The 25,358-nt window shown below is 66.9% G+C and carries 20 protein-coding genes and 2 pseudogenes; 16 read left to right on the plus strand and 6 right to left on the minus strand.

Features of this window, described 5'->3' with window-relative positions:
* A pseudogene (locus WDW90_RS25185) lies at nucleotides 1–153 on the minus strand (chromate transporter); the annotation flags it as partial.
* A 14-nt stretch (nucleotides 154–167) separates the two neighbouring features.
* Entirely contained in the window at nucleotides 168–998 is an 831-nt protein-coding gene (locus WDW90_RS25190) for a chromate resistance protein ChrB domain-containing protein (RefSeq protein ID WP_336490236.1), read from the minus strand.
* Between the two features lie 494 nt (nucleotides 999–1,492).
* Between WDW90_RS25190 and WDW90_RS25195 the strand changes: the two genes are divergently transcribed.
* The 6 genes from WDW90_RS25195 to WDW90_RS25220 all read left to right on the plus strand — a co-directional run bounded on the left by WDW90_RS25195 (nucleotide 1,493) and on the right by WDW90_RS25220 (nucleotide 7,880).
* Complete coding sequence (locus tag WDW90_RS25195) at nucleotides 1,493–2,413, plus strand: N-acetylmuramic acid 6-phosphate etherase (RefSeq protein WP_336490237.1); 921 nt, start codon at nucleotides 1,493–1,495, stop codon at nucleotides 2,411–2,413.
* 23 nt (nucleotides 2,414–2,436) lie between these two features.
* Complete coding sequence (locus WDW90_RS25200) at nucleotides 2,437–3,450, plus strand: SIS domain-containing protein (protein ID WP_336490238.1); 1,014 nt, start codon at nucleotides 2,437–2,439, stop codon at nucleotides 3,448–3,450.
* A complete protein-coding gene (gene nagA, locus WDW90_RS25205) occupies nucleotides 3,450–4,667 on the plus strand; it encodes an N-acetylglucosamine-6-phosphate deacetylase (RefSeq protein ID WP_336490240.1) in 1,218 nt (405 codons plus the stop codon). The genes WDW90_RS25200 and nagA overlap by 1 nt, the downstream gene beginning before the upstream one ends.
* Nucleotides 4,668–5,021: 354 nt before the next feature.
* The gene (locus tag WDW90_RS25210) at nucleotides 5,022–5,291 is read left to right on the plus strand and encodes a hypothetical protein (RefSeq protein ID WP_336490241.1); all 270 of its coding nucleotides are present in this window, start codon (nucleotides 5,022–5,024) and stop codon (nucleotides 5,289–5,291) included.
* 318 nt (nucleotides 5,292–5,609) lie between these two features.
* Entirely contained in the window at nucleotides 5,610–6,908 is a 1,299-nt protein-coding gene (locus WDW90_RS25215; protein ID WP_336490242.1) for a xanthine dehydrogenase family protein molybdopterin-binding subunit, read from the plus strand.
* Nucleotides 6,909–6,911: 3 nt separating this feature from the next.
* Nucleotides 6,912–7,880 (plus strand): xanthine dehydrogenase family protein molybdopterin-binding subunit, encoded by a 969-nt coding sequence (locus WDW90_RS25220; protein WP_336490256.1) that lies wholly within the window; start codon nucleotides 6,912–6,914, stop codon nucleotides 7,878–7,880.
* A gap of 262 nt (nucleotides 7,881–8,142) precedes the next feature.
* Here the strand turns inward: WDW90_RS25220 and WDW90_RS25225 are convergent, their stop codons facing one another.
* From WDW90_RS25225 to WDW90_RS25235, 3 genes are all read right to left on the minus strand, one after another.
* Nucleotides 8,143–11,460: a TRCF domain-containing protein gene (locus WDW90_RS25225; protein WP_336490243.1), complete on the minus strand. Its 3,318-nt coding sequence runs from the start codon at nucleotides 11,458–11,460 to the stop codon at nucleotides 8,143–8,145.
* A 258-nt stretch (nucleotides 11,461–11,718) separates the two neighbouring features.
* Nucleotides 11,719–13,167: a phospholipase D-like domain-containing protein gene (locus tag WDW90_RS25230; protein WP_336490244.1), complete on the minus strand. Its 1,449-nt coding sequence runs from the start codon at nucleotides 13,165–13,167 to the stop codon at nucleotides 11,719–11,721.
* An 18-nt stretch (nucleotides 13,168–13,185) separates the two neighbouring features.
* Nucleotides 13,186–14,691, minus strand: a complete 1,506-nt coding sequence (locus WDW90_RS25235) for a serine hydrolase (protein WP_336490245.1) — start codon at nucleotides 14,689–14,691, stop codon at nucleotides 13,186–13,188.
* Nucleotides 14,692–15,480: 789 nt separating this feature from the next.
* Here WDW90_RS25235 and WDW90_RS25240 point away from each other — a divergent pair.
* From WDW90_RS25240 to WDW90_RS25250, 3 genes and pseudogenes are all read left to right on the plus strand, one after another.
* Entirely contained in the window at nucleotides 15,481–15,684 is a 204-nt protein-coding gene (locus tag WDW90_RS25240; RefSeq protein ID WP_336490246.1) for a DUF72 domain-containing protein, read from the plus strand.
* A gap of 93 nt (nucleotides 15,685–15,777) precedes the next feature.
* Complete coding sequence (locus WDW90_RS25245; protein ID WP_336490247.1) at nucleotides 15,778–17,262, plus strand: MDR family MFS transporter; 1,485 nt, start codon at nucleotides 15,778–15,780, stop codon at nucleotides 17,260–17,262.
* A 52-nt stretch (nucleotides 17,263–17,314) separates the two neighbouring features.
* Nucleotides 17,315–17,656, plus strand: a pseudogene (locus WDW90_RS25250) (molybdopterin cofactor-binding domain-containing protein); the annotation flags it as partial.
* Nucleotides 17,657–18,349: 693 nt separating this feature from the next.
* Here WDW90_RS25250 and WDW90_RS25255 read toward each other — a convergent pair.
* The gene (locus WDW90_RS25255; RefSeq protein ID WP_336490248.1) at nucleotides 18,350–18,592 is read right to left on the minus strand and encodes a hypothetical protein; all 243 of its coding nucleotides are present in this window, start codon (nucleotides 18,590–18,592) and stop codon (nucleotides 18,350–18,352) included.
* Nucleotides 18,593–19,267: 675 nt separating this feature from the next.
* Here WDW90_RS25255 and WDW90_RS25260 point away from each other — a divergent pair.
* The 7 genes from WDW90_RS25260 to WDW90_RS25290 all read left to right on the plus strand — a co-directional run bounded on the left by WDW90_RS25260 (nucleotide 19,268) and on the right by WDW90_RS25290 (nucleotide 25,209).
* Complete coding sequence (locus WDW90_RS25260) at nucleotides 19,268–19,480, plus strand: hypothetical protein (RefSeq protein WP_336490249.1); 213 nt, start codon at nucleotides 19,268–19,270, stop codon at nucleotides 19,478–19,480.
* A 58-nt stretch (nucleotides 19,481–19,538) separates the two neighbouring features.
* On the plus strand, nucleotides 19,539–20,384 hold the full coding sequence (locus WDW90_RS25265; RefSeq protein ID WP_336490250.1) for a universal stress protein: 846 nt from the start codon (nucleotides 19,539–19,541) through the stop codon (nucleotides 20,382–20,384).
* A gap of 108 nt (nucleotides 20,385–20,492) precedes the next feature.
* Complete coding sequence (locus tag WDW90_RS25270) at nucleotides 20,493–21,347, plus strand: DUF1206 domain-containing protein (protein ID WP_336490251.1); 855 nt, start codon at nucleotides 20,493–20,495, stop codon at nucleotides 21,345–21,347.
* Nucleotides 21,348–21,493: 146 nt separating this feature from the next.
* Entirely contained in the window at nucleotides 21,494–22,534 is a 1,041-nt protein-coding gene (locus tag WDW90_RS25275; protein ID WP_336490252.1) for an alpha/beta fold hydrolase, read from the plus strand.
* Nucleotides 22,535–23,266: 732 nt separating this feature from the next.
* Nucleotides 23,267–24,082 (plus strand): septum site-determining protein MinD, encoded by an 816-nt coding sequence (minD, locus tag WDW90_RS25280; protein ID WP_336490253.1) that lies wholly within the window; start codon nucleotides 23,267–23,269, stop codon nucleotides 24,080–24,082.
* Nucleotides 24,079–24,348, plus strand: coding sequence for a cell division topological specificity factor MinE (gene minE / locus WDW90_RS25285; protein ID WP_336490254.1), 270 nt, complete (start codon nucleotides 24,079–24,081; stop codon nucleotides 24,346–24,348). The genes minD and minE overlap by 4 nt, the downstream gene beginning before the upstream one ends.
* Before the next feature lie 84 nt (nucleotides 24,349–24,432).
* Nucleotides 24,433–25,209, plus strand: coding sequence for an HpcH/HpaI aldolase family protein (locus WDW90_RS25290; RefSeq protein WP_336490255.1), 777 nt, complete (start codon nucleotides 24,433–24,435; stop codon nucleotides 25,207–25,209).
* Nucleotides 25,210–25,358 lie beyond the last annotated feature (149 nt).

Genomic DNA, 25,358 nt, shown 5'->3' on the forward strand with positions numbered 1-25,358 from the left:
GAGGACGCGGTGCATCACCGCGATCTGCCCGGCCGGCCCGCCAAACGAGAGCGCGGCGATGCGAGACCAGACCGGCAGGGCCTGGCCGAGCGTCACGGGCAGCGGGGAATTTCTCCGCTCCGTCTCAGGCGAGATTTTGGTGTTGGTGAGCATGGCACCCGCCATGGTCAGGACCTCGCCTTGAGCTTGTTGGTGGGCCAGTTGTGGGTCTCGTCGGTCGCGTCGCGGCACCAGCGGTAGAAGGCGTCGTAGAGGACCATGCCGGCGTCGAGCTGCTCCAAGTCGTCGGCGTAGATCCGCGATAGCCCCAGCGACGCCGCGAGCAGGCCGGCAGCTTCGGGCGCGAGATCCGGCCTCGCCGTATCAGCTGCCCGCACCAGGGTGGCGAGATGAAGGAGCGGCTCGGTCGCGAGGCCGAGCTCCTCGACCATCACGTCGAAGGTGCAGAGCTCGCCCCGGTGGCTCCAGAACACCCCCGGCTCGTCGATGTCGAAGGGGGCGCCCCCGAACCGCTCTGCGACGCCACCGACCTCGGCGGGAGGCACGAACAGGAAGATCGCCTGCGGGTCGACGAAGCGGCGGACCAGCCAAGGGCAGGCGATACGGTCGATCTTGGGTCGCGCACGGGTAACCCAGACCGTCCGGCCCTGAGCATCGCGGGGCGGCAGCTTGGCCTCGGGGACCATCGGCAGGCCAGCCGTGGCCCAGGCCTCGACCCCGCCTTCCAGTGTTTCGGCGTCAACGCCGGCTTGGCGGAGGTAGGCCGCGGTGCCGTAGCTGAGGTCGTGGCCGTGCCGACAGGCGACCACCGCGCTCCGGCCGATGAGATCCCGGATCCAGTCATCGATGCCCACGACGGAACGACGTAGGCTGCCGGGAATCAGCCGTGGGTCATCGCGGAAGGCGTCGTCCGACCTGACGTCGATGATGACGGGGCAGGCGGGCGTGCCGACGAGACGAGCAAACTTATCGACGGGAATGGAATTGGGCGTGGCCATGGCGCGTCCTTGCATCGGATGCAGGTTGGACGCGATTCTTCGGCCGGAGCCTCGTCGGGAGATCGCTTCCCGATAGCCCAAGATAGCCCCTCTAACCGCTCTCCTGTCAACTCGAACGCGTGGCAGGCGCCAGGCGGGATCCTCCTCGCAACGTCACCAAACGGTCGCCGCTGACCGACGAAGACGGCGTGGATGTCGCGGCGGCAGTTATAGATCCCCTGCTCGTGGAGCGGCCCCCAGGGCAATGCGTATCAACCCTCCTTCGGGCGGTATGCACCCTGCACCTCAGCCGTTTCGAAACTGCCAAGGTTTCTTCCCGAGTAAGACCGGACGCTCGATGCAATCTCGACCGGCCGAACTGATCGTTTCGCTGGTGCGCCATTGGAGCCTTTATCGGCTGCCCACGTTCATCGAACCCGGCGCGCCTTTCTGTGGGCGAGAACGGCACTCGTGCAGGCTAGGTAGACGGGTGCTTCCGAGAGGGACATGAAGGGATGAATACCGAGAACGCCAGCGCCCGCTACGCTGATCTCGATGCTTGGGGAAGCATCGACATCCTTCACGCGCTTTGGGAGGCTCAGCTTGCAGCGGTTGCAGCAATCGGCCCAGCACTTCACGCGATCGCTGCAGCGGCAGCGGCTGCCGAGGCGGGCCTTCGCCGAGACGGGCGCCTCTTCTATGTCGGTGCAGGCACGTCGGCGCGGATAGGCGTCCAGGACGGCGTAGAATTGCCGCCCACATTCGACTGGCCGGAGGAGCGGCTCGGCTTCGCTATCGCGGGCGGGGACGGCGCCATCCTGCAAGCCGTGGAGGGTGCTGAGGACTCGACAGCCGACGCGATGGCATGGATCGAGGAGGCGGCGGTCCGCCCGGAAGACGTCGTTATCGGGCTCTCCGCCAGCGGAACGACCCCCTTCACGCTCTCTGCTCTCAAGGCTGCACGCACACTCGGGGCCGTCACGATCGGCGTGGCGAATAACCCCGACACGCCCATCCTGCAGCATTGCACCCATCCGATCCTCGTAGCCACGGGTGAGGAGGTGGTCGCCGGCTCCACACGGATGAAGGCGGGCACCGCACAGAAGGTCGTTCTTAACCTGCTCTCGACGTTGGTCATGATCCGGCTCGGGCGGGTCTACCGAGGTCGGATGATCGCGATGCGCGCAACGAACAAGAAGCTGCGCAGCCGCGGCGTCGCCATGGTGGCGCAGCTGGCCGAGTGCGATGAGGACGCGGCGGCTCGCGCCAGCGCGGAGGCTAACGGCGACATCAAGCTCGCCGTTCTGATCGCGCTGGGTTCGAACCGCAATGAGGCCGAGGGGCTCCTGGAGCGTCACGACGGCAGCTTACGCCGTGCAATCGCGGCTGCGGACCGGCAGGCTACCGCGCTCCGTAACAAGGCGAACGACGCGTGAGCCGGACCGGATCAGAAACCGGCATGCCGGTGAGCTTCATGGCGCGCGAGATCGCGGCGGTGCCGAACGTCGCGGCGTCGCTCTGTGCGGGCGGTGGCGATGTGGAGCAGATCGCTGCCGCGCTATCGAAGCGCAGCTTTCCTTTCGTCGTCCTTTGCGGCCGGGGCAGTTCGGGGCATGTCGGCGTTTACCTACGCTACCTCATCGAGACGCGGCTCGGCCTGGCGGTGTCTGCGTCGGCGCCGTCCGTCGTCACAGGCTACGATCGCGCGCCGCAAGTCGCGGGGGCGCTGTTCATCGTCATCTCGCAATCGGGCCGCTCGCCCGACCTCATCGCCGCGACGCAAGCTGCGCGGGCTGGCGGGGCGCTGACGCTCGCGATCGTCAACGACGTTGCCTCGCCTGCAGCGCACGCAGCCGAGCTGGTGCTGCCGATCGCGGCGGGCCCGGAGCAGGCGGTTGCGGCGACGAAGACGGTGGTGAACTCTCTTGTTGCAAGCGCCGCACTGGTCGCCCGATGGTCCGCAGACCGCGCACTCGCGGGCAGCCTCGCGGCCCTGCCGGCACGCCTCGCCCAGGCGCTCGCGCTCGACTGGTCCGCATGGACTGCGGATCTGGCCGAGACGCCGGCCACGTTCGTCACCGGGCGCGGCCATGGGCTCGGCACGGTGCGGGAGATCGCCCTGAAACTCTCGGAGACCCTGCACCTGCCCGCGCTCGGCTACAGCGCCGCGGAACTCCGGCACGGGCCACGCGCCTCGGTTTCGAGTGCAACGCCTGTGCTGGCCCTGCGCCAGGCAGATCCTGTGGCTGAAGGCATCGATCATCTCGTGCAGGATCTCCGGCGAGGCGGTATCCGGGTGCATTCCTGCGGCGGGCCAGCCGGAACCCTACCCTGGCTCCCGGACGGCCATCCCGCCTGCGATCCGATCGTGATGCTTGTGCCCGCATACTGCGCGATCGAGCGCGAGGCGCGCCGCCGCGGACTCGATCCCGATGCGCCAGCCGGCTTGACCAAGGTCACGGAGACGCTGTGATGGATCTCGCTGCGTCAGCATCGCCCGACGTCGTCATCGCCGCCGAGCAGGTCTTCGATGGCGAGGCGTTGCACCACGACCGCACGGTCGTGGTCCGCGGCGGGCGCATCGTCGACCTGACGCCGAACCCGCCTTCTGCCGCTCGACTCGTCCGACTGCCGCAGGGCGCGATCCTGGCGCCGGGCTTCGTCGATGTGCAGGTCAATGGCGGCGGCGGCGTCCTCCTCAATGACGACCCGAGCCCGGCTGGGATCGCGCGGATCGCGGCAGCCCACCGCCGCCTCGGCGGCACGACCGCACTCCTCCCGACGCTGATCAGCGACACGCGTCCGGTGATCCGGACCGCCATTCAGGCCGTCTCCTCGGCCATGGCGGCCGGAGTGCCAGGCATCCTTGGCATTCACTTGGAGGGCCCCTTCCTCAGCCCTCAGCGTCCAGGCATCCATGATCCCGCGCGCCTCGCGCGGTTCGAGCCGGGTGACATCGCGCTTCTCACCGGGCTCGGCGGCACGGGCATCACCCTCGTAACCCTGGCGCCCGAGGCCGTGCCGCCAGGCACGGTCGCAGGCCTCGTCGCCCGAGGCGCGCGCGTGTGCGCGGGTCACACGGCGGATGAGGGCAGCGCGATCCGCGCTGCGCTCGATGAGGGGCTCTCCGGCTTCACGCATCTGTTCAACGCGATGTCGCAGCTCGGGCCGCGCGAGGCAGGCGCGGTCGGCATAGCCCTGACGGACGACCGAGCCTTTGCCGGGATCATCGCCGATGGGCATCACGTCGGGGACGTCGCGCTCGTCCTGGCGCGGCGCATGAAGGGGCCAGGGCGCCTGATGCTCGTCACCGATGCCATGTCGCCGGTCGGCGACCCGGAGGCGCGTGCGACCTTCACGCTGTTTGGGCGCACGATCCACCGCGAGGGAAGCCGCCTCGCAGGCGCCGATGGAACACTCGCGGGCTCGATGCTGACGATGGCGGGGGCTGTGCGTCACATGACGGCGCGTGGCGGCGCATCGCTCGAGGAGGCGTTGACGATGGCCTCGCTGACGCCTGCCCGCTTTCTCGGCCTAGATGCGCAGATCGGACGGATCGCGCCCAGCTTTGCCGCCGATCTCGTGGCGCTTGATCGCGAGCTGCACGTTCTCGGCACCTGCGTCCGTGGCGATTGCAATGTCCTGGACGGTCGTTCTGCCTCGGCGGCGCAGCGCATAGGAGGTGGCTAGGTGTTTGATCCCGCGGTGTGGTGGTGCGCTTGACCACCATGCTGCGAGGGATGCGCTACGGGCCAGGTTCTTCCGCGGAGTCGCTCCCAGCCTGCGTAGGGGGCAGCCGGTTGGACCTGGCGCGGGCGGGGTGAAAGACGCCTTCAACCACGGGCGGACACCAAGGCGGCGCGCTCCCAGCGGAAGGCCTGGCAGATTGAGTCCGAAGCCGCTCGCAACACGCCTTTGGGCTTCGGGCGGACTGCAGCCTTTTCGGCTCCCGAAACATTGACCGACATCTAAGCCGGCGCGTGAGGCACGGCCGGAGCGTGCGGCACGGCCGGAATCTCACGGAACAAGTTCAGGAAATCGTCCATGAAGTGCGCACTCCTTACTGCAACCATTCTTCTATGCTCTGCCGCTTTGACCGGATCAGCCCAGGCGCAAGGCACCGTGCGGGGTGCGGAACGCGGAGTCGAAGATGGCAACCGCGCAGCTGGGCCGGTCGGCGGCGTGGTTGGCGGAGCCGTAGGCGCAGCAACGGGCACCGTCGGTGGCGTGCTCGGCGTTGATCCCGAGCCGCGCAGAGAGCGGATCGAGCGGCGCGAGGAGCGCACCACCGTCCGCGAACGCCGCGATCGCTGAGAGACGATCGCCCGGCCGCCGACGCGGTCGGGCTCGTCACGCCCTTGCGGTGAACGCTCAGCCCCTGCTCATGCCACTCCGCTCGAGACGCCCGCGAGCCCTATCGAGCGGGTGAGCTTCTACGACGCCGGGAAGGACGTCTGCGCGCCGAACGACAGACTCGCTGGAAGCGCGGTCTGATCACCCTTGCCGGCCCCGCATCCGCCTTCGACGCAAGGGCGTGAATTTCGCCGACCGGCCTCCGGATCACCGGCCGGTCGCATGGCGCCGCCGATCGCGATTGCTGTTCGAATGATCCGGCCGCCGGGAGACATCGGGATGGATGGGAAGGATGCGGCAGAGCAGCGCGTGCTCGGGCACCCGCATGTCCGGATCGAGGGACGCGCCAAGGTCACGGGCGCGGCGGTCTACGCCTCGGACACGCGTGACGGGGCCGTTGCCCACGCGGTGCTCGTCACCAGCCCAATCGCACGGGGGCGCATCACCGGCTTCGACCAGTTCGCGGCCGAAGCAGTGCCGGGCCTCCTCGGGATCTTCACGCATCGCGATTTTGCCGGCGCCGTCGCCCCGGTGCCGCACCTGATGGCGGGCGGCTACGTCAACAGTGCGCACCGGCCGCTCGCTTCAGACCGCGTCGCCTATGCCGGGCAGATCGTTGCGCTGGTCGTCGGCCGGACGCAGGAGGCGGCTGCGCGGGCGGCCGCCCTGCTGCAGGTCGGCTACGAACCGGAGCCCGCCGCCGGAACCTTCGATGATCCAGGCGCCGAGATCGTCCGGCTCGCTGACCTGAAGCCGCATCATGAAGATATTGCCAAGGGCGATCCTGACGCCGCCTGGCAGAAGGCGGCTGCGCGAGTCGCGGCCCGCTACGAGACACCGGTCCAGCATCACAACCCGATCGAGTTGTTCACCACCCGCTGCGCCTGGACCGGCGACACGCTCACCGTGCACGAGCCGGCCCGCTACATTGGGGCGGTGCAGCACGGTCTAGCCGCTCAACTCGGCTTGGATCCGGCCCGCATCCGGGTGATCTCGGGCCTCATCGGCGGGCATTTCGGATCAAAATTTGGTCTGTCGCAGCACACCGCCCTGGTCGCGCTCGCAGCGCGGCGTCTGGGGTGCCCGGTCGCGCTGGTGCCGACCCGGCGGCAATGCTTCACCATCGCGAATTACCGACCGGAGTCGCGCCACGACATCCGCCTCGCCGCCGACCGCGACGGGCGCTTCACGGCACTGGTGCACGAGGCCGAGGTGATCACTTCGCGCTTCGACCCCTTCGCGATGGAGGGGGCGGACGTGACTGCGAGCCTCTACGCGTGCCCCGCCGTCCGCACCGAGGAACGGGCAGTCCGGGTCGATCGCAACACGCCAGGACCGATGCGCGCACCGCCGGAGGTGCCTTACCTGTTCGCCCTGGAAAGCGCCGTCGATGAGATGGCCTCGGAACTTGGGCTCGATCCGATCGAACTGCGCCGCCGCAACGATACCGGCATCGATCCCATTACCGGCAAGCCTTTCTCGACGCGGCCGCTGATGGCCTGTTTCGAGGCGGCCGCGTCCGCTTTCGGTTGGGAGCGCCGGCTACCGCGGGGCGAGAGGCTGCGCGACGGGCCCTGACAAATCGGTCTTGGCTGCGCGTCCGCCGCGCGGCCTGTGAAGATCGCCGCGGCGACGATGCGGCTGCGGCTCTACCCGGACGGCTCTGCAGAGGTCGCAACCGCCCATCACGAGATCGGTAACGGCATCACGACCCTCCTCGCAATGGGCGTCGCCGACCAACTGGACATGCCGGTGGAGCGGGTGCGGGTGCGGCTCGGCGACACCGCCCTGCCGCCGGCAGGCATCTCGGGCGGGTCGAGCACCACGACGAGCCTGATGAACACGCTGGTGCTCGGCTGCGATCGCCTGCGCGCCCAGCTGGCGAGGGCTGCGACGGCATCAGGACAGCCGCTGGAAGGCTGCGATCCGGACGGTCTGCGCCTCGCGGATGGTGCGTTCACAGCGCCGGACGGTCGCGCGCTGCCGCTTGGCGCGGCGGCCGGCCTCCGGGACCCTGCGGGTATCGAGGTTCTGGCTGAGTTCGTGCCGCCGGGCGCGACGCCGAAGGCGCTGGAGGACTTGCGCGCCGGCCATATCGGCCTGACGATGGGTGGCGATGCCCTGTCCTGGGGCTTCGGCGCCCAGTTCGCTGAAGTGCAAGTCCATATCGAGACGGGCGAGATCCGCGTCGCGCGTCTGACCGGCGCTTTCGCGGCAGGGCGCATCCTCAACCCGCTCACCGCCAGGAGCCAGCTCGTCGGCGGCATGATCTGGGGCCTCGGCTCCGCGCTGCTGGAGGAGACCATCCTCGACGGTGCCGCCTACCGCAATCCGGACCTTGCCGAGTATCTCGTGCCCACCGCGGCTGATGTCGGCACGGTCGAGGCGCTGCTGGTGCCGGACCCGGACGCGATCGTGAATCCGCTCGGCGTGAAGGGTCTTGGCGAGCTCGGCATCATCGGAGTCAACGCGGCGATCGCCAACGCCGTGCACCACGCCACGGGCCGCCGGATCCGCCGCCTGCCGATCCGCATCGAGGATCTGGCCTGACGGCGGGTCTGCTTCCGGTTCTCGCGGCCCGCGGCGTGACACCGGGGCAACCCGATAACGGCGCAGTTGCGGCACGATCCGGGCGCCGTATCTCTGCGTGGCGACGAAACGATTGGCGCGGCACGAGACCCGCGCATCCTCTCGGCCACATTGCCGGCGCACGAGCGGCCCCCTCACGCGCCCTGGGTCTTCGCGTGCACCCGACACGATTCGGACGTGTGACCGCTGCCCCGGGGCGGGAAGCGTCACACTGGCTGGACCGTTAGGTATGTCGTGATGCGCTCAGCTGGTGAGCCTCACGCCTATCCTGCAATTGTTCCAAGAGCTCCGCAGCGAGGCGGGCGCGCTGTGCTGGATCGGGACTGCCCTGCGGCAGGATCAGCCTGTCGCCGCGCCGATCCAGTTCATTGCCGCTCAGGACCAACTCTCCGAGCCTCCCCGGCCGGAAGTCGGCTGCGAGCCCGTGCGGACCTCCGCTCAGACGCTCAATGCCCAGATCAACGCAGGCGGCCCGGAGTCGGGCCAGGGCGATCAGTTCCTCGACGGGGGCCGGCAGCGGACCGAACCGGTCCTCGATCTCCTCTCGCAGGGCCTCGGCCTCTTCCTGCGTTCGCAGCCGCGCCAGGCGCGTGTAGAGGCTCAGGCGCAGCTCCGGCTCAGGCACATAGCTCTCCGGCACCCACTCCGAGAGCCCAAGCTGGACCTCAGGATGCCAATCCTCGATCGGCTCGCCGCGCGCGGCCCTCAGAGCTTGCTCGAGCAGGTGCTGGTAGAGCCCGAGCCCGATCAGCCTGACATGTCCAGCCTGATCCTCACCCACGAGGTCACCCGCGCCTCGTAGATCCAGGTCGCGCGCGCTGATCGCGAATCCGGCTCCGAGCCGGTCGAGAGCTTCCAGCGTGCGCAGCCGCTTCTCGCTGGCCGGCGACAGCGGCTTGTCCGGGTCGCTCAGCAGATAGGTCACGGCCCGGCGCTGCCCGCGACCAACCCGGCCGCGCAGCTGATGCAGCTGGCTGAGTCCGAACTTCTCCGGGTGCCAGACCAGCATGGTGTTGGCTCGCGGCACGTCGAGGCCGCTCTCGATGATGTTGGTGGCGAGCAGAACGTCACCCTCGCCATCCGCAAAGCGCACCATGACCTCATCCATCTCCGACGGGTCGAGATCGCCATGCGCCACGAGGATCTCGAGCTCCGGTGCGATCTCGCGGAGGCGAGCTTGCATCGGCGCGAGGTCGGCGATGCGGGGGCAGACGACGAAGCTCTGGCCACCGCGACGGTGCTCGCGCAGAAGCGCGGCTCGAACCGTGTCTGGCGCGAAGGATGCGACGAGCGTGCGGATCGGCTGGCGCACGACGGGCGGCGTAGCGATCACGCTGAGATCCTGGAGGCCGATGAGCGCGGTCTGTAGCGTGCGGGGGATCGGCGTCGCGGTCAGGGTCAGGACATGCGCCTGCCGCCCCAGCGCACGCAGACGCTCCTTCTGCCGCGCCCCGAAGCGCTGCTCCTCGTCGATGACCATCAAGCCCAGATCGGCGAACCGCACGCCGCGCCCAGCGAGCGCGTGCGTGCCGATCACGAGCCGGACGGAGCCGTCGGCGAGGCCGGCCTTGACGCGTCGCGCCTCCGCGGGTGGGACGAGGCGCGACAGCTGCGCCACCTCGATGCCGAAGCGCGCGAACCGACGCCGGAAGGTCTGCACGTGCTGGCGCACCAGCACGGTGGTGGGAGCTGCGATCGCGACCTGCCGGCCGGCAAACAGGGCCGCGGCCGCTGCGCGCAGCGCCACCTCGGTCTTACCGAAGCCGACGTCACCGCAGACCAGCCGGTCCATCGGGTGCCCCGAGGCTAGGCCACGGAGCACAGCGTCGATCGCACTTGCCTGATCGGGCGTGAGCGCGAAGCCGAATCCTGCAGCAAAACGCTCCATCTCGCGGGCGGGTGGAACGAGCACCTCGGCTCTCGTCCGGCGGCAAGCTTCGGCCAGCTCCAGCATCAGCTGCGCAGTGCGCTTGAGGGCCTCCTCGACGCCGGCCCATCGCTTCTCCCAGGTGCCGCCCTCAAGGCGATCGAGGCTCACGGCATCCGTCTCCGAGCCGTAGCGCCAGATCCGGCCGGCTTGGCCGGCGGGCGCCATCAGAACTGCGTCATCGGAAAAGCGCAGGCGCACGGCGTCCTCCGGCAAGCCAGCCGGTCCGGTCACGGGCTCCAGCCCCTCGAAGACACAGAGGCCGTGATCACTGTGGATAGCCGCGTCGCCGATGCGCAGCTCGACCTCGCTGATCGGCAGTGTCGCTGTCGCGCCGCCCGCGGCTTCGCCTGCTTGGTGCCCGAGAAGATCGGATGCGGTGAGGACGGTGGCAGCCGCGTCCGGCACGTGGAAGCCGGCGTCGAGCGGCGCCTCCATGACGAGAACCTGACCAGGCTCAGCCTTCAGGAGAGCGGCCCAGGCGTTGGCGCGCTGAAGCTTGTGTCCGAGGACCGACACCGCCTCCTGGGCGAGCCGGCGCAAGCTGCGCTTCGAGCTGGCCAGCAGGATGCGGTCGCCGGCCTTCTGCCGTTCGCGAAGGTATCGCGCGAAGGCGGGCCGGGGTCGCCGCTCGCGTGCGAAGACCGGCACGGTGGTGTTCTCCACCTCCTCCGCAAGGGCGAGTTGCTTGCGCGCAACGAGGTCTGACCATTCCTGCGGCGTGAGGTAGAGCCCGCCGGTCGGGCCCGGCATTGTCTCGCCCGAGGGACGCGGGGCATTCTCCCGGCCATCCCGGATCTGCTCGAAGAAGGCGTCGATTCGCTCCTCGGCTCCGGCCTCGATCACGAGCCGCGCCTCGGGCACGTAGTCGAGGAGGCTCGCGAGTTCCGGGTAGAAGCGAGGGAGTTCGTGCTCCTGGCCCGTGAAGGGTCTCAGCGTCGCCTCGGAGCCCGGCGCCAGGATGATCTCGGTGGCCGGATCGACGACGAGCACGTCCGCATCCGCGATGGAGCGTTGCGAGACCGCCTCGTAGGAGCGGATCGCCGTTACGCGGCGGTCGTCGAGCTCGATCCGGCACGGCATCGGCGCAGCCGCCGGGAACAGGTCGATGACGCGCCCACGGATCGCGACCTCGCCCGGCTCGTCGACGCGGTCGTCGAGGATGTAGCCGAGGCGCTGCAGGGCGGCGATCGTCGGCTCCGGCTCGAGCGTGTCGCCGATCCGGATCTCCAGGCGGGCCGTGGCCCAGGTCGCGGGCGGCGGCACGCGCTGGAGCAGGGCCGGCCCGGTCGTCAGGACGAGGTCCGGCAGGTTGGCCGCGTCCGTGAGCCAGCGCAGCACGCCGGAGCGCGCTCCCATGACGCCGCGCGAGGGCGATGCTCGGTCGTAGGGCAGGCAATCCCATTCCGGGTAGACCGCGACGCCGCGGCCGGGCGCGAGCGCCCGCAGGATCTCCGCCAATTCCTCGAGGCGCCGTGCGTCACGCGCCACGTGGACGAGGGGCGCGCCCTCGAGCGACAGCAGCGCGGTGGCCAGCGCTCCGGTCGGCAGAAGAGGCACAGAGGAGTGCGCCTCGTCTTGGTCGGCTGCCGTCCTGATCTTTCGCCTGGCCATCACTTGCGCAATTCTCCGTTGCATCGGGAGCGGGGAACGCCGACGGACGCCCCGGGCTCCACGCCGGAAAACGCGATTTCCGGTCATCGCCAGCGCGAAGAAGCGCGATCTCCGGGCAGCATGGCCCGGCTCGCCCCGCCGCGGTCCGGCCCCGTGGGCGGTTCGGGCGCCCAGACTGGAATCCTTCGCGGGGCCGAGCCCACTACGACCGAAGCCGACCTCGCCGCGAGTTCGGCTCCGCGGGCGATGAGCAGGACGTCAGAGGTATGGTAAAAGCAGGCGGACGCCGGCGTCGCGCAGCCGGATAGGAAGTGAGCGCCTCCCGAGATCCGCCTGCGTCAGGCGCGACGTCATCTTCTGCTGCATCGACTGGCCGAGCCGCTCCGCCAGGCTGCAATCATAAATCTCGACGTTGAGCTCGAAGTTGAGGCGGAAGCTGCGCATGTCCCAGTTCGCGCTGCCGACGAAGCTCCACGCCTCGTCGATGACGAGCATCTTGGAGTGATCGAAGGGCGGCTCGTCGAGCCAGATGCGCACGCCGCTCTCGAGCAGCGGCCCGACATGCGCCCGCGTCGCCCAGTCGACAAGACGGTGGTTGCTGGCCTTCGGGATGATGACATCCACCGAGACGCCTCGAACCGCCGCCAGCGACAGGACGCTGCCCAGCACCTCGTTCGGTAAGAAGTAGGGCGTGACGAGGCGGATGCTGCGCCGGGCACAGACGAGCGCCTGCAGCACAACGAACTCGATCTTCTCGATGTCCGCGTCGGGGCCCGAGGTGACGACTCGCGCCGCGCTCTCGCCCAAAGGCCCGGGGCTGGGCCCGAGGCTCGGGAACCAGCGCTCGCCGTCGAGTTCCTCCTTCGTGACGAAAGCCCAATCGCTCGCAAAGGCCGCCGTAAGCTGCTCGATGACGGGTCCTTCGATCCGGAAGTGCGTGTCCCGCACGGGGGTCGCGGGCTGCAGAGCGACGCGATTCTCGTCCCCGATGTTGATCCCGCCCGTGAAGGCGACCGTTCCGTCCACGACGAGGAGCTTCTTGTGTGTGCGCAGATTCAGGAACGGCATCCGCCAGGGCAGCGCCGAGTGCATGAAGAGCCCGACCGGCACGCCGGCGCGGCGCAGCCGCCGGTAGATCCCGTGCAGGAAGTAGCCGCTGCCGATTCCGTCGATCAGCACGCGCACCTCGGCTCCTCGCGCCTGTGCGGCAACGAGGGCCTCGAAGAAGGCGCCTCCGATCGCGTCGTTGCGGAAGATATAGCTTGAGAGCGCCACCGAGCGCCGGGCCGCGCCGATCGCCTCCAGCATGGCCGGATACGCCTCGTCACCGTTGCGCAATGGCGCGACCGCGTTGCCGAGCCGGACCGGCAAGCCGGTGATTTGCCGGACTGCGTATTCGAGTGAGGCAAGATCCGGCTGCACGGGGGAGGCATGGTCTGGCGCCCCGGTCGCCTGCAGCGACGGCCTTGCGCTGAGCTGACGCGCCCGGCGCGAGACCCGGTTGATGCCGAAGAGGGCATAGAGCGCAGTGCCGAGGAGGGGAGAAAGCCAAACGAGGCCGATCCAGCCGATCGCAGTCCCGACCTCACGTTTGTGCATGAGGACATGGACCATCGCCACGAACGCGAGGACGAAGCCGATCAGGGCGAGGACGTCAGCTCGGATGGACACAGAGGACTGGAGCCAGCGATGCAGTGCCTCTTCCATGGCGGCCCTCGCGTCTTCTCAGGGCGCACGTGTGAAGTGGCCGTAGTTGACGCTCAGCGTGCCGTTCAGGCGATTGCCGCCGATGTTGCTGGCGTTCGGTGCTTCGTCCGCGAACGCGAAGGTCAGGAGGCCCGGCGCGATGTCCGGGTTCGGAAAAGTGAGAAGGAACGTGTCATCGGACCAGTGCGTGAGCTTTGCCGCGTAGCCGCCGATCGAGGCGCCGAGGGCATCGCCCGCTCGCTCGATCCGGAGCAGGCCGTAGAAGGGGCTCTCGTAGAGGCCCGTATAGGCGTCCCAGGCGTGGGCCATCGGCGCGGCGTCGCCGGGCGGCTTCGGGATGGCGAGCAGGCTGGTCCAGGCAGCCTGCTCGGAACGGATCTGCGCCTGGAGATCCCTGCCGGTGCGGCCGATTTCGCGCTCCAGGAACTCCGCACGCACGGCTTCAGGGAAGACCGTGAGCTGCTTGTTGGCGAATACCGCGATGCCGATCTTCAGCTCCGGAACGAGCGTCACGATCGTGCGCATGCCGTTCAACGCGCCGTTCTTCTCGACGACCCGCCGGGTCAAGAAATGATAGCTGTCGCAGCCGAGCCCTGCGGCCGCGTTCGGATCGTGCAGCGGGCCGCCGGGGGGCTCGACCATGCTGGCTGCCATGATCTGGTCGAGCGCGGTTTTCGCCAGCACCTGGCGGCCCGCGACGGTGCCCCCGGCCAGCACCATGCTCATCCAGCGCGCGATGTCGGCGCCCGTCGACACGACGGCGCCCGCACCGCTGAACGCATCGACGTTCTCGTAGGGCATGACCGTTCCGTCGAGATCATGCGCCGCGGCCCGATTTTCGTCCTTGAGGAGTTCAGCTTGCGCTGGCCCGCTCCGCCTCATCTCGAGCGGATCCAAGATGGCTTGCACGAGCAATTGCGGAGCGGTCAGGCCCACCGCCTGCGCGGCGGCCTGCTGGCCCAGAAAGATCCCGTAATTGGAATAAGCCATTTTCTCCCGGAAGCTGTGATCAAACGGGAGGAAGCGGGCACGGCGGACGAGTTCCTCCGCCCCGACGCCCAACTCCGCCAGCAAGTCGCCGGCATAGGCGGGCAGTCCGGTGCGGTGAGCGAAGTAGTCCCGCAGGGTCGCATTCTGGCTCGCATAGGGCACCGCAAGCATGAGTTGCGGAGCGAAGGTGCGGACCGGCACGTCCCAGGCGATAACGCCGCGGTCGACCAGAGTGCCGACGGCCGTCGCGGCGATGAACTTGCTGACCGAGGCGACTTGGAAGCGGGTGTCGGAATCAACCGGTGCGGGCTTGCTGGCTTCGCGTACACCGTAACCCTTGACGAAGACGGCACCCTGCGCGTTCGCGACGGCGACGACCGCGCCGGGCACCGCGTAGTCCGAGAGCATCCTGTCAACGAACTGATCGAAGGTCAGCCCGTTCGCGACCCGCGCCAGCGGTTCGTCCGGCCAGGCTGGGCTTGTGCCGATGCAGAGGGCGAGTGCAGCGAGCCAGAAAGCGAAGCTGCATCTCAACGGTCACGCTCCTCCCGGGCAAACGCGCCATCGCCTGTCGGGCGGTGAAGCTTTGAAATGCCCGCAGGGTGTCGCCTCGACGAAGGCCGCGCAAGGCACAACATCGTCTCTCCGGCGAGCGTGCCGATCGGACGAAGCGGGCGCAGCGATCTCGGCATGTGGCCGGCGCATGCGCGACTGAGGCCCCCTGCTCAAACCGGAGCCGCAGCGGCAGCGCCCTCGACGCGTGACGCGCGTATCACGCTCAACCGGATCCGTCCCGTCGCCTCCGTGGTGCTGGCCGGCCGGTGCCGCGCGAGGGTCTTGGCGGTGGGCGGAGGTCGGCGCATGTGACCACGCGGAAAGGACGCGGCTGAACCGCCGATCGAGCCGATTCAGCGGCAGGAAGCATGCGAGGCGCTGCCCGAGGATCGGGCGCCGGGCGGGCCGCGCGCGGCGTGTCAGATCCAATCCTCCTTCCTCGCCAGGATGGAGACGATCGGTCCGCCCGCGAGGGCAAGGCACAGGATGGCGACAGAGCTCGGCGCCCCGGCTGCGAGCAGACAGATCGCCAAGCCGATGACAAGGATTAGGGAAAGCGCCGAGAGGTCGACCATTGTCAATGCCACATAATTTAATGCTGTCCTACGGAGCATTGTCGCTCTGAGGGATTTCCTCGGCAAGCTTCTTGGCATCTTCTTGAGCGGCAAAGTTTTCTGCTAAATAAAAAGGCGTAGAGCACGTGCGTCGCATTTGATTTAAAATCTGCCCGTTCCGGCCCGGAATGCCAGCCCTTGGCAGCACCGGGCGGTGAGACACATTCGTCGCCTCGTCACGCCGGCCTACACGCCGGATGCGCTCGACGCGCTGGCAGAGGGTCTCGAGGCCGAGGCGAGGGATGGGGTGGCGAACGGGTGCATCTTCGACAACACGGCAGCGCTCGCGGCCACCGGCGACGCGCTCCCGACGGTCGAACGCCTTCGTCTCGCCCCAATGAGAACCTGTGTGGCGTGACCGGAACCGGGGCCGCGTGCCGTCATCCGATCTCGATCGAGAGCGACACGGGCTTTACCGGAACATCCCCTCCCGCGCCGAGGCCGATCGGACGTGAACGCACCCCAACGTGGCGCCGTGCAGGCGCGCCTCGGCGCAGCCGAGATCCGCTCGATCATAATCGGACTCGTCACCGCGATGCTGCTCGCCGCCCTCGATCAGACCATCGTGGCGACCGCCATGCCGACGATCGGGCTCGAGCTCGGCGATGCCGAGAACCTGCCCTGGATCGTCACGGCCTATCTCCTCGCCTCCACGGCCGTGACGCCGCTCTACGGCAAGCTCTCGGACATCCACGGCCGCCGGATCGTGCTGCTGTTCGCCATCGCGACCTTCAGCCTGGGATCCCTGCTCTGCGCGCTCGCGCCGACGATGGTCGCGCTCGCGCTGGCGCGCGGCCTTCAGGGCATCGGCGGGGGCGGGCTGATCGCGCTGGCGCAGACGATCCTCGCCGACATCCTGTCGCCCAAGGAGCGGGCCCGCTACCAGGTCTACATCGCGGGCGTCTTCGCCCTCGCCTCGGTGGCGGGCCCCCTGCTCGGCGGCGTCTTCGCCCAGCACCTGCACTGGTCGGCGATCTTCTGGATCAACCTGCCGATCGGGCTCCTCGCCTTCGCCCTGACGAACGACAAGCTCAGGCTCCTGCCCCGCAACGAGCGGCGCCACAGCGTCGACTATCCGGGAGCGGGTCTGCTGATCCTCAGCTCGACGAGCCTGATGCTGGCCCTGAGCTGGGGCGGCGTGCGCTATCCCTGGGGGTCGGTCCCCGTGCTCGGGCTCGCGGCCTTCGGCCTCCTCGTCGGCATCGGCTTCGTGGCCCGGCTGCTGACCGCACCCGAACCGCTGATCCCGACGAGCGTCCTGCGGGACCGGGTCGTCTACTCTGCAACCCTGGCCGCCTGCTTCGCCATGGGCACCCTGATCGGACTGAGCATCTACGTCCCGATCTTCCTCGAAGGCGTCGTCGGCCTGAGCGCCAGCCAGTCGGGTGCGGCCATGGTGCCGCTGATGGTCGGGACGGTGGCGGGCGCTACGCTCTCGAGCCGGTCGATGCTGTATTTCCAGCACTACAAGCGCATCCCGCTCGCTGCCCTGACGCTGAGCGTTGCGGTTTGCGGTCTGCTCGCCTTCGGAAGCCGGGAACTGCCGCTCTGGAGTCTCGAAATCCTGTTCGTGCTGCTCTCGATGGGGATCGGCACCGTGTTGCCGCTGTCGACGATCGTGGTTCAGAACGCCGTCGCACCGCACCAGCTCGGCATCGCGACGGCGTCGATGAACTTCTTCCGCTCACTGGGCGGCGCGCTCATCGTTGCGATCTTCGGCACTCTCGTGCTCGGCGGGGCGGGCAGGAACGACGTCGCGGGGGCCGCCCACGATATGGCGGCGCTGATTCAGGGGGCCGACGCCGGCCAGCTCGGGCTCACCTTCCGTCTCGTATTCCTCGCCGCCTGCCTTGGCCTCGTCCTGGCCGTCGGATGCCTCAGCCTCGTGGAGGAGCGTCCCCTGCACGGTCCTGGCACGAACAACCGCACCACCTAGGGTCACGCGGTGATTTTTGCTTGCGGAGCGCTACGCAAAGATCCGTTTCTCAATCGCGGCGGGCCGCATCCTCAACCCGCTCACCGCCAGGAGCCAGCTCGTCGGCGGCATGATCTGGGGCCTCGGCTCCGCGCTGCTGGAGGAGACCATCCTCGACGGTGCCGCCTACCGCAATCCGGACCTTGCCGAGTATCTCGTGCCCACCGCGGCTGATGTCGGCACGGTCGAGGCGCTGCTGGTGCCGGACCCGGACGCGATCGTGAATCCGCTCGGCGTGAAGGGTCTTGGCGAGCTCGGCATCATCGGAGTCAACGCGGCGATCGCCAACGCCGTGCACCACGCCACGGGCCGCCGGATCCGCCGCCTGCCGATCCGCATCGAGGATCTGGCCTGACGGCGGGTCTGCTTCCGGTTCTCGCGGCCCGCGGCGTGACACCGGGGCAACCCGATAACGGCGCAGTTGCGGCACGATCCGGGCGCCGTATCTCTGCGTGGCGACGAAACGATTGGCGCGGCACGAGACCCGCGCATCCTCTCGGCCACATTGCCGGCGCACGAGCGGCCCCCTCACGCGCCCTGGGTCTTCGTGTGCACCCGACACGATTCGGACGTGTGACCTTTGCCGAGGAAGGGCCGCGCAGCCATCCCGCCGAGCAGGCGCTTGGCAGCCTCAGCCCGTTGCGCCGGGCGCCGCATGGGCTAGGGAATCGCCACGGTCAGCACCCGTAGCTCAGCTGGATAGAGCGTTGCCCTCCGAAGGCGGAGGACCCGGCTCTCCAACACGCTAAGTGCCTCCAATCACTGCAATAGGTTAGCCGGCCTTCAGGCGCACGGCGCCGCGCAAATGCATTCTGCCGGCGCAAAAGGGCCGCAACGGACCGCGTGGATGAGAGCTCAATGGCTCGCCGCGTGAATGGATAGGACCTCCTCGATCTCAGGGAGGAGCTTCTTCGTCGCTGCATGCCCAGGCTGATCGTGTCCGCGACCCGGCAGAACTCGAACAGACCGATCTCGGCCAGCCGGGGCGAGATCATTAGGTCCGGCGGATCCCCCGCCGGACGGGACTTAGTCCTCGCAGGGCTATGCGCTAGAAGTTCAGCACCGCCAGCGACTTCATCGTGCCGAGCTGCTCAAGGTCGAGGTCGTGCTCGAGGATCTCCTCCTTGGTGAGCTCTCGCAGGACTTCGGCAGTGGCATCAGGGCCAGCGGCTTCGGCAGCCAGAAGCGCAGCATCCTGCTCATCTGTTGCGATCACCAAGACAGGCGCAGTCGTGCGCCTACCGTCGCGTTGTGACGCCGCTGTAACCTGAACCCCGTAGCCCTTGTTCACGGCACCAAGCCCTATTTTCGAAGCTCTGCTGCCGGGAAATCGCAGCCTTCAGGCAACGATTGCGCTCAGGCAAAGATCCACTCTACGCCCGGCCAGAGACTCCCAGCATCGAAGCGTTCGATATTATCCACGGCGCGCAATTTGCCTCGAACGGCGACAGCGGCAGCCGGGCGCCTGACTGTTTCCGGCGCGTCTCATCATCGCAGCCTTGCTGAAACAGCCATCTGAAACGCCAACGTCAGCTTGGAACTACGCGGCCAAATCTATGCCCTGGTTGCGACTCGCACCCCGGTGGGGATGTTCGGCTCACAGTTCCGGAGGACGCGAAGTCCCATCGGCGAGCCTACCCACTGGACGCGGACCAGGTTCACGAAAGACCCCGGGGCAGGCAAAATGAGCACGGGCATCGGGATGGGAGCAACCGATCCGGATGTGACAAGAACGCAGGCAGTCAAAGCCAGACTGCTAAAATCAGTCACCACATCGGGGCTCGAAGTCCCAGGACCTCGCAGCGTTAGCCAAGGGCGTGCAAATTGGGCCGGCTACGTCCCCGAACATGTCCTTGGGCCCGGATGAACCATGATGACCCTCGGGATGTCGTGAGGGCTTCGTGCTACAAACTGGGGCCGGTTTGGCGAGCAGATACAGCGCATCACCCTGCAGGGGAGATCCGCCATGAACAAGGTCTACCCGATAAACTTCGGCACAGATCCACGACTGCGGGCGGCCGTCGGGAAGCATCCTCGGCCCTGGCATCTCAGCGCAAAGAGAGATGCGATCGAGGATACCAGGGGCCACACGATCATCGCGGCCGACGACTACCCGACTGATCCAGCACTCCTCGAAGCGATCTGCGAGGCGATCAATCAGCTCTATCCCGGCTCTTGAGCGTCACAATGAGGCGGTCATTTTCTGTGCTGCAGCGTGGATACATTCGGAGGGCGCGATGAAAACTTTCTTCGTTCCAGTTGTAGGGCATGAAGGGCTTGAGACATTGCTCGCAACCGCCTGCCTCGCCGCCCAGCACTTTGATGGGCTTATTGAAGGGGCCTGCATCCTACCTGCTCTTGCCGACTACGTTGATCTCGTCGGCGATCTGCCGTGGACGCGCGGCGAACAAACGCCTTGGGCTGATCGCTTGCACACGGAAGCGCTCGCCTTCCATGAGGCATTTGCCGCAGCCTTGATGAGGCGGGGCATCCGCGAAGCTGGGGCGCCCGGCTCTGGGCCGTCCTATCGCTGGCATTCCGGTCCGCTGACCGGAGATGACGCCATGAGCCAGCATTCTCGCCTGTTCAGCGCAAGCATCGTCCGACGCCCCAAATACGCCAAGCCTAGCTTCGCCATGGAGAGCTTCCAAGCTCTTCTCTTCGAGAGCGGCCGACCGGTTCTGATCAGTCCGCCCATCTCTCCTACATCGCTCGGCGAGACGATCATGATTGCTTGGAACGGCTCGACGGAGACGACGCGTGCCGTTGTGTTTGCCATGCCGTTCCTGCGCAAAGCGAGGCAGGTTGTTGTGCTGGAAGTAGAAGGTAGCAGCGTTCCTGGTCCCACGAGCCGGGAGCTTGCCATGGCCCTGAAGTGCGAAGGCGTCCTAGCAGAGGGCCGAACCGTCACGGCAAGCAAATTTCCGTCGGGTGAGATTTTCCTCGCTGAGGCCCAGGCACTTGGCTGCGATCTCCTGATCAAGGGCGCCTATACACAAAGCCGCTTACGCCAGATATTTTTTGGTGGCGCGACAAGCCACATTCTTCATCACGCGGAACTGCCGGTTCTGATGGCGCACTGATGCTGATCACTCGGAATCGCTGACGATAGTGAGCGAACGCAGAGCTCGGAACGGCATCGCCCTTTCCTCGTTCTTACTTCCTCCTCTGCGTCAGGTGAGAGGCCGACGTTGTTCCGCCTGGAGGCACGCACACTCGAGTTTCTGGCCCGCGCTGGTTACGGAGCACGCGGCATCGTCTATTGCCTCGTCGGTGGCTTGGCCGTTCTGGCAGCCATCGGCTCGGGTGGGCAGGCGGGTGGAAGTAAGAGCGCGCTGACGTCCCTTCTTGCTCAGCCATTCGGGCGCGTATGGCTCGGCCTGATCGCCGCTGGCCTGGTCGGGTTTGCATGCTGGCGCATCGTTGAAGCCGTCTCGGATGCCGATCATCGCGGAAACTCGGGCAAGGCCCTTGCCAAGCGCGCAGGTCACATCATCGGCGGCATCATCTATGGCGGCTTGGCCCTTTCGGCCGCACAACTCGCGCTCGGCCAACGGCAGGGTGGCGGCGATGATCAAGCTGCCCACGACTGGACGGCGTGGTTGTTGAGCAAGCCACTCGGGCAGTGGCTGACCGGGCTGATCGGCCTGGTGGTGATCGGGGTCGGCGTGGCCTTTCTGCTCAAGGGCTGGAAAGGAGACGTGCTGGAGCGGCTTGCTCCTCCTGCTGAGGTGCGGCGATGGGCCGTGCCGCTGGGCCGCCTCGGCTTTGCAGCGCGCGGCGTGGTTTTTGGTCTGATTGGCGCCTTTCTGATCCTTGCCGCCGTGCACAGCAGTTCGGCCGAGGTGAAGGGATTGGCCGGCGCTTTGCAGGTGTTGCGAGCCCAGCCATACGGCTGGGTGCTCTTGGCCTTAACCGCTGCGGGCTTGTTCGCCTTCGGGATCTTTGGGCTGGTCCAGGCCCGCTATCGCCACATCGACCCGCCGGATGCGACAGATGCGAAGGCACGCCTCAAGCAAGCTGTGGCGGAAGGTACCGGGCGTTGAGTTGCTCTTTGCCCGTGGCGCAAGTTCGCGCCACACGACGGTGCCGACGCGAGAGGCAGCCTTGAGGGGCGAGCCTTATCAGCTCGGTCTCGCTTCCGCCGCACTGCTCTGTGCTAAAGCCCGCGCCTGCTGCCTGGAGCTCCCGCTTGTTTCCTTTCGTGAGCCAACGAGCCTCTCGACGCGCGTCTCGCAGGCTGTCATCTGGCATCACCAAGCTCCTGAAGTCCTCGGCGAAGCTCAGCGAAGCCGCGGCTCGCCAGGGTAGGAAGTCTGTTCGACAAGCGCGGAAGGCGCTGAACGAGCTCAAGGATGAGCAGACCAGCAAGGCTCCAGGACGGTTTGTCGATATCGACGGAGTGCACGTCCACTACATCGCACGCGGCAAAGGCCGCACTGTGGTGCTCATCCACGGCAACGGCACCATGTCCGAGGACTTCGTCATCTGCGGCCTCGTTGATCAGCTTGCCAAACGCTACCGTGTCATAGCCGTCGATCGTCCCGGATTCGGCCACACTGACCGACCGCGCCATCGCGCTTGGACAGCCTCCGCTCAGGCGCGTCTGATCCAACGCGTGTTGGAGAAGCTCAACGTCGAGCGTCCCCTAATCGTGGGGCACTCCTGGGGAACCATCGTCGCGCTGGCTCTGGCAACGCGAGCGAGACAGCAACCCCGGGGCTTGGTGCTCCTGTCTGGCTACTACTACCCGACCCGTCGCGCCGATGTGGCGCTGATCGCGCCCATGGCCGTTCCAGGCATAGGAGACGCTGCTCGGTCGATGATGCCTGCTGCTGTCGGGCACCTGCTCGCCCCGCACGTCTTCCGGCACGTGTTCAAGCCGCAGCCCGTGCCAGCACGGTTCACAAAGCGCTTTCCAGTGGCCATCTCGATCCAGCCAACCCAGGCCCGGGCAAGCGCCGAGGACACGGCGAGCATGAACGCGGCCGCTGCGCTGCTTCAGCCGCATTATGCGAAGCTGCGCCTGCCAATCGCGATCTTGACCGGCGATGCGGATGCGGTCGTCGACGCCGACGAGCAATCCCGCAGGTTGCATGCGGAGGTGGCAGGAAGCACCCTCTCGGTGCTCACCGGGCAGGGGCACATGATCCACTACTCGGCGAAAGCTCAGATCGGGCGAGCGGTGGACGATCTCATGGCGGTGACAAGCAAAAGCTTGCGGTGGCTGTAGGCCTGATACTCCACCTGCATCGCAGCAGAGAATGCCCGCGCGATCTTAGAACTGACACGTCGTAGATCATCTTTCGCCTCTGGAGCTTCCAGCGAGTGCTCGTCCCCACAATTTCATTATCGCTCGCCGCAGACCCGGCGATCTGAACGATGTGCAGCTGCCAGTTCTAGGTTTTCGTCCCGAACGATGAATGCCGTCGCTCATAGACGTTCGATCTCGCGGATTGTGAGCGTGGCTATTGCACGTCTCGGGATCCGGCGCCCGATCACAAAGAGCATAGTCTCGCGTTTTCGCTATCTCGGCTCATCGGGACATGAAGTCCCAGACGGCTACGCAGTTGCCGGTGGGCTTGGAGCCTGGGCCCACCGGCATCTGGACCAAGCTCTTGGATCCATCTGTGAATGATTTCGATGACATTTGCCGCAATGCCAGGGCACCCGGCGATACCCGTTGACGCAGTGGCCGTTGGAGAGCCGCATGTCGGCATTGGCGTCGGAATGCGGCGCTTGACATCGTTTGCCTGTCTCAGGCCGGCGTGGCCCTCGCGGCGCGTCAAATGTCCGAATGAATACGATCCAAGATCGCGCGCGAATATTCAAGGATCAGCGCGTATTTAACGCGTTGTTAACCATGTCTCACTCAAATTAAAGGCTCCTCCGAGAGCTTATCGACAGTAGCTCGGCGGCGACCACTGCTGCTCTGTCTTCCGCTCACATTACAAGGGGAGCATCAATGTCCAAGGTTCTCGTCGTCACATCGGGTAAGGGCGGCGTCGGCAAGACGACCACCACGGCGGCGCTCGGCGCGGCCATCGCGCAGAGCGGCTCCAGCGTCTGCGTCGTCGACTTCGACGTCGGCCTGCGCAACCTCGACCTCGTCATGGGCGCCGAGCGGCGCGTCGTCTATGACCTCATCAATGTGGTCAGCGGCGACGCCAAGCTGCCGCAGGCCCTGATCCGTGATAAGCGTTTACCGAAGCTCCACATCCTTCCGGCCTCGCAGACCCGCGACAAGGACGCGCTGACGGATGCCGGCGTCGCCCGGGTGATGGACGAGCTGCGCGAGAAGTTCGACTGGGTGATCTGCGACTCGCCCGCCGGCATCGAGCGCGGCGCGACGCTGGCCATGCGCCACGCGGACGTCGCCGTGGTGGTGACGAACCCGGAAGTCTCCTCGGTGCGCGATTCCGACCGCATCATCGGGCTGCTGGATTCCAAGACCATCAAGGCCGAGAAAGGCGAGCCGGTAGAGAAGCATCTGATCCTCACCCGCTATGACTCAGTGCGCGCTGCTCGGGGCGACATGTTGAAGATCGAGGACGTGCTCGAGATCCTGTCGCTGCCCCTGCTCGCCATCATCCCGGACAGTCAGGAAGTGCTGCGCGCCTCGAACGTCGGCTGCCCGGTGACCCTGAACAACCCACAATGCGCGCCTGCTCGCGCCTATGCCGACGCCGTGCGTCGACTGACCGGCGAGGCGGTGCCACTGAGCGTGCTCAGTGACCGCAAGTCCTTCCTCGACCGCTTCTTCATCCGGAGGGCCGCATGAACATCCTGAGCCTCCTCAGCCGACGCGACACTGCGCCGGTGGCGCGAGAGCGCCTTCAGTTGATCCTTGCTCACGAAAGGGCGGAGAGCAGTCGCTCAAACCTGGTTGAAACGCTGCGCGAGGAGATCCTTGCCGTTATCGCCAAGCATCTAGCGATTGATGGCGAAAAGGTATCGATCAAGGCTGAGCAGCGCGAGGGCGTCTCGACTCTCGACATCGACATAGAGCTACCAGCCACGGTATCTGGAAAGCGGAAGGCGGCTTGATGGGGCATGGTCGCTGGAATGCGCTGCCCGATATGAGGTCCTGCGCGGCGCGAGGATTGCGGCTGCCACACGGGAGAGACGCGCGTGCGCGAGAATCGCATCCGGACGCTCTGGGCTGCCGACAAGCCGGTGGTGAACAGCTGGCTCACCATCCCTGATGCCTTTTGCGCGGAGACACTGGCCCATGCTGGCTTCGATAGTCTGACGGTCGACATGCAGCATGGCCTCATCGGATTTGAGGCAGCGGTGTCGATGCTGACCGCGATTTCGAGCACGCCAACGGTGCCGGTCGTGCGTGTGCCCTGGCTCGATCAGGGCATCGTCATGAAGATGCTCGATGCTGGCGCCTACGGCATCATCTGCCCGATGGTGAACACGCGCGCTGACGCAGAGCTGTTCGTCTCTGCGTTGCGCTACCCGCCCGAGGGCTGCCGCAGCTTCGGGCCTGCTCGAGCCGTCCTTCACGCTGGATCCGACTATGTCCAGCACGCCAACGACACCGTGGCGGGACTCGCGATGATCGAAACACGAGAGGCGCTCGACAATCTCGACGAGATCCTTTCCGTGAAGGGACTTGACGCGGTCTACATCGGTCCGAATGACCTCGCTCTGTCGCTCGGTCGCGAGCCCCGCTCTGACGTAGACGATCTGCGGGTGGTCGAGGCGGTCGAGCACATCCTGGCAAAGGCGCAGCAGCACGGTGTGATCGCTGGCATGCACAACAGCAGTCCTGCCTACGCACGGCGCTGGGCCAACAAGGGCTTCCGCTTCGTCACAGTTGGCGCTGATGTGAGCTTTCTCGTTGGCGGTGCCACTCAGGCCTTAGCTGGGCTTGGCGTAGCGCCAAGCGATACGGCCTGATCAGGAGGCGTTTAGGGCCGGCTGGCTCACGCGTGAGAGGCTTCAAGCTGCTACGGCCTGTTCGGCCTTGAACGTGTTCCGTGTGCGGGCGTTTTGCTCCTCCTGACTGGGAGGAGTGATGCTGGACGACGCAGAATGGAGAAAGCTGG

The organism is Methylobacterium nigriterrae, from assembly GCF_037106235.1.
GTDB classification, from domain to species: Bacteria; Pseudomonadota; Alphaproteobacteria; order Rhizobiales; family Beijerinckiaceae; genus Methylobacterium; species Methylobacterium nigriterrae.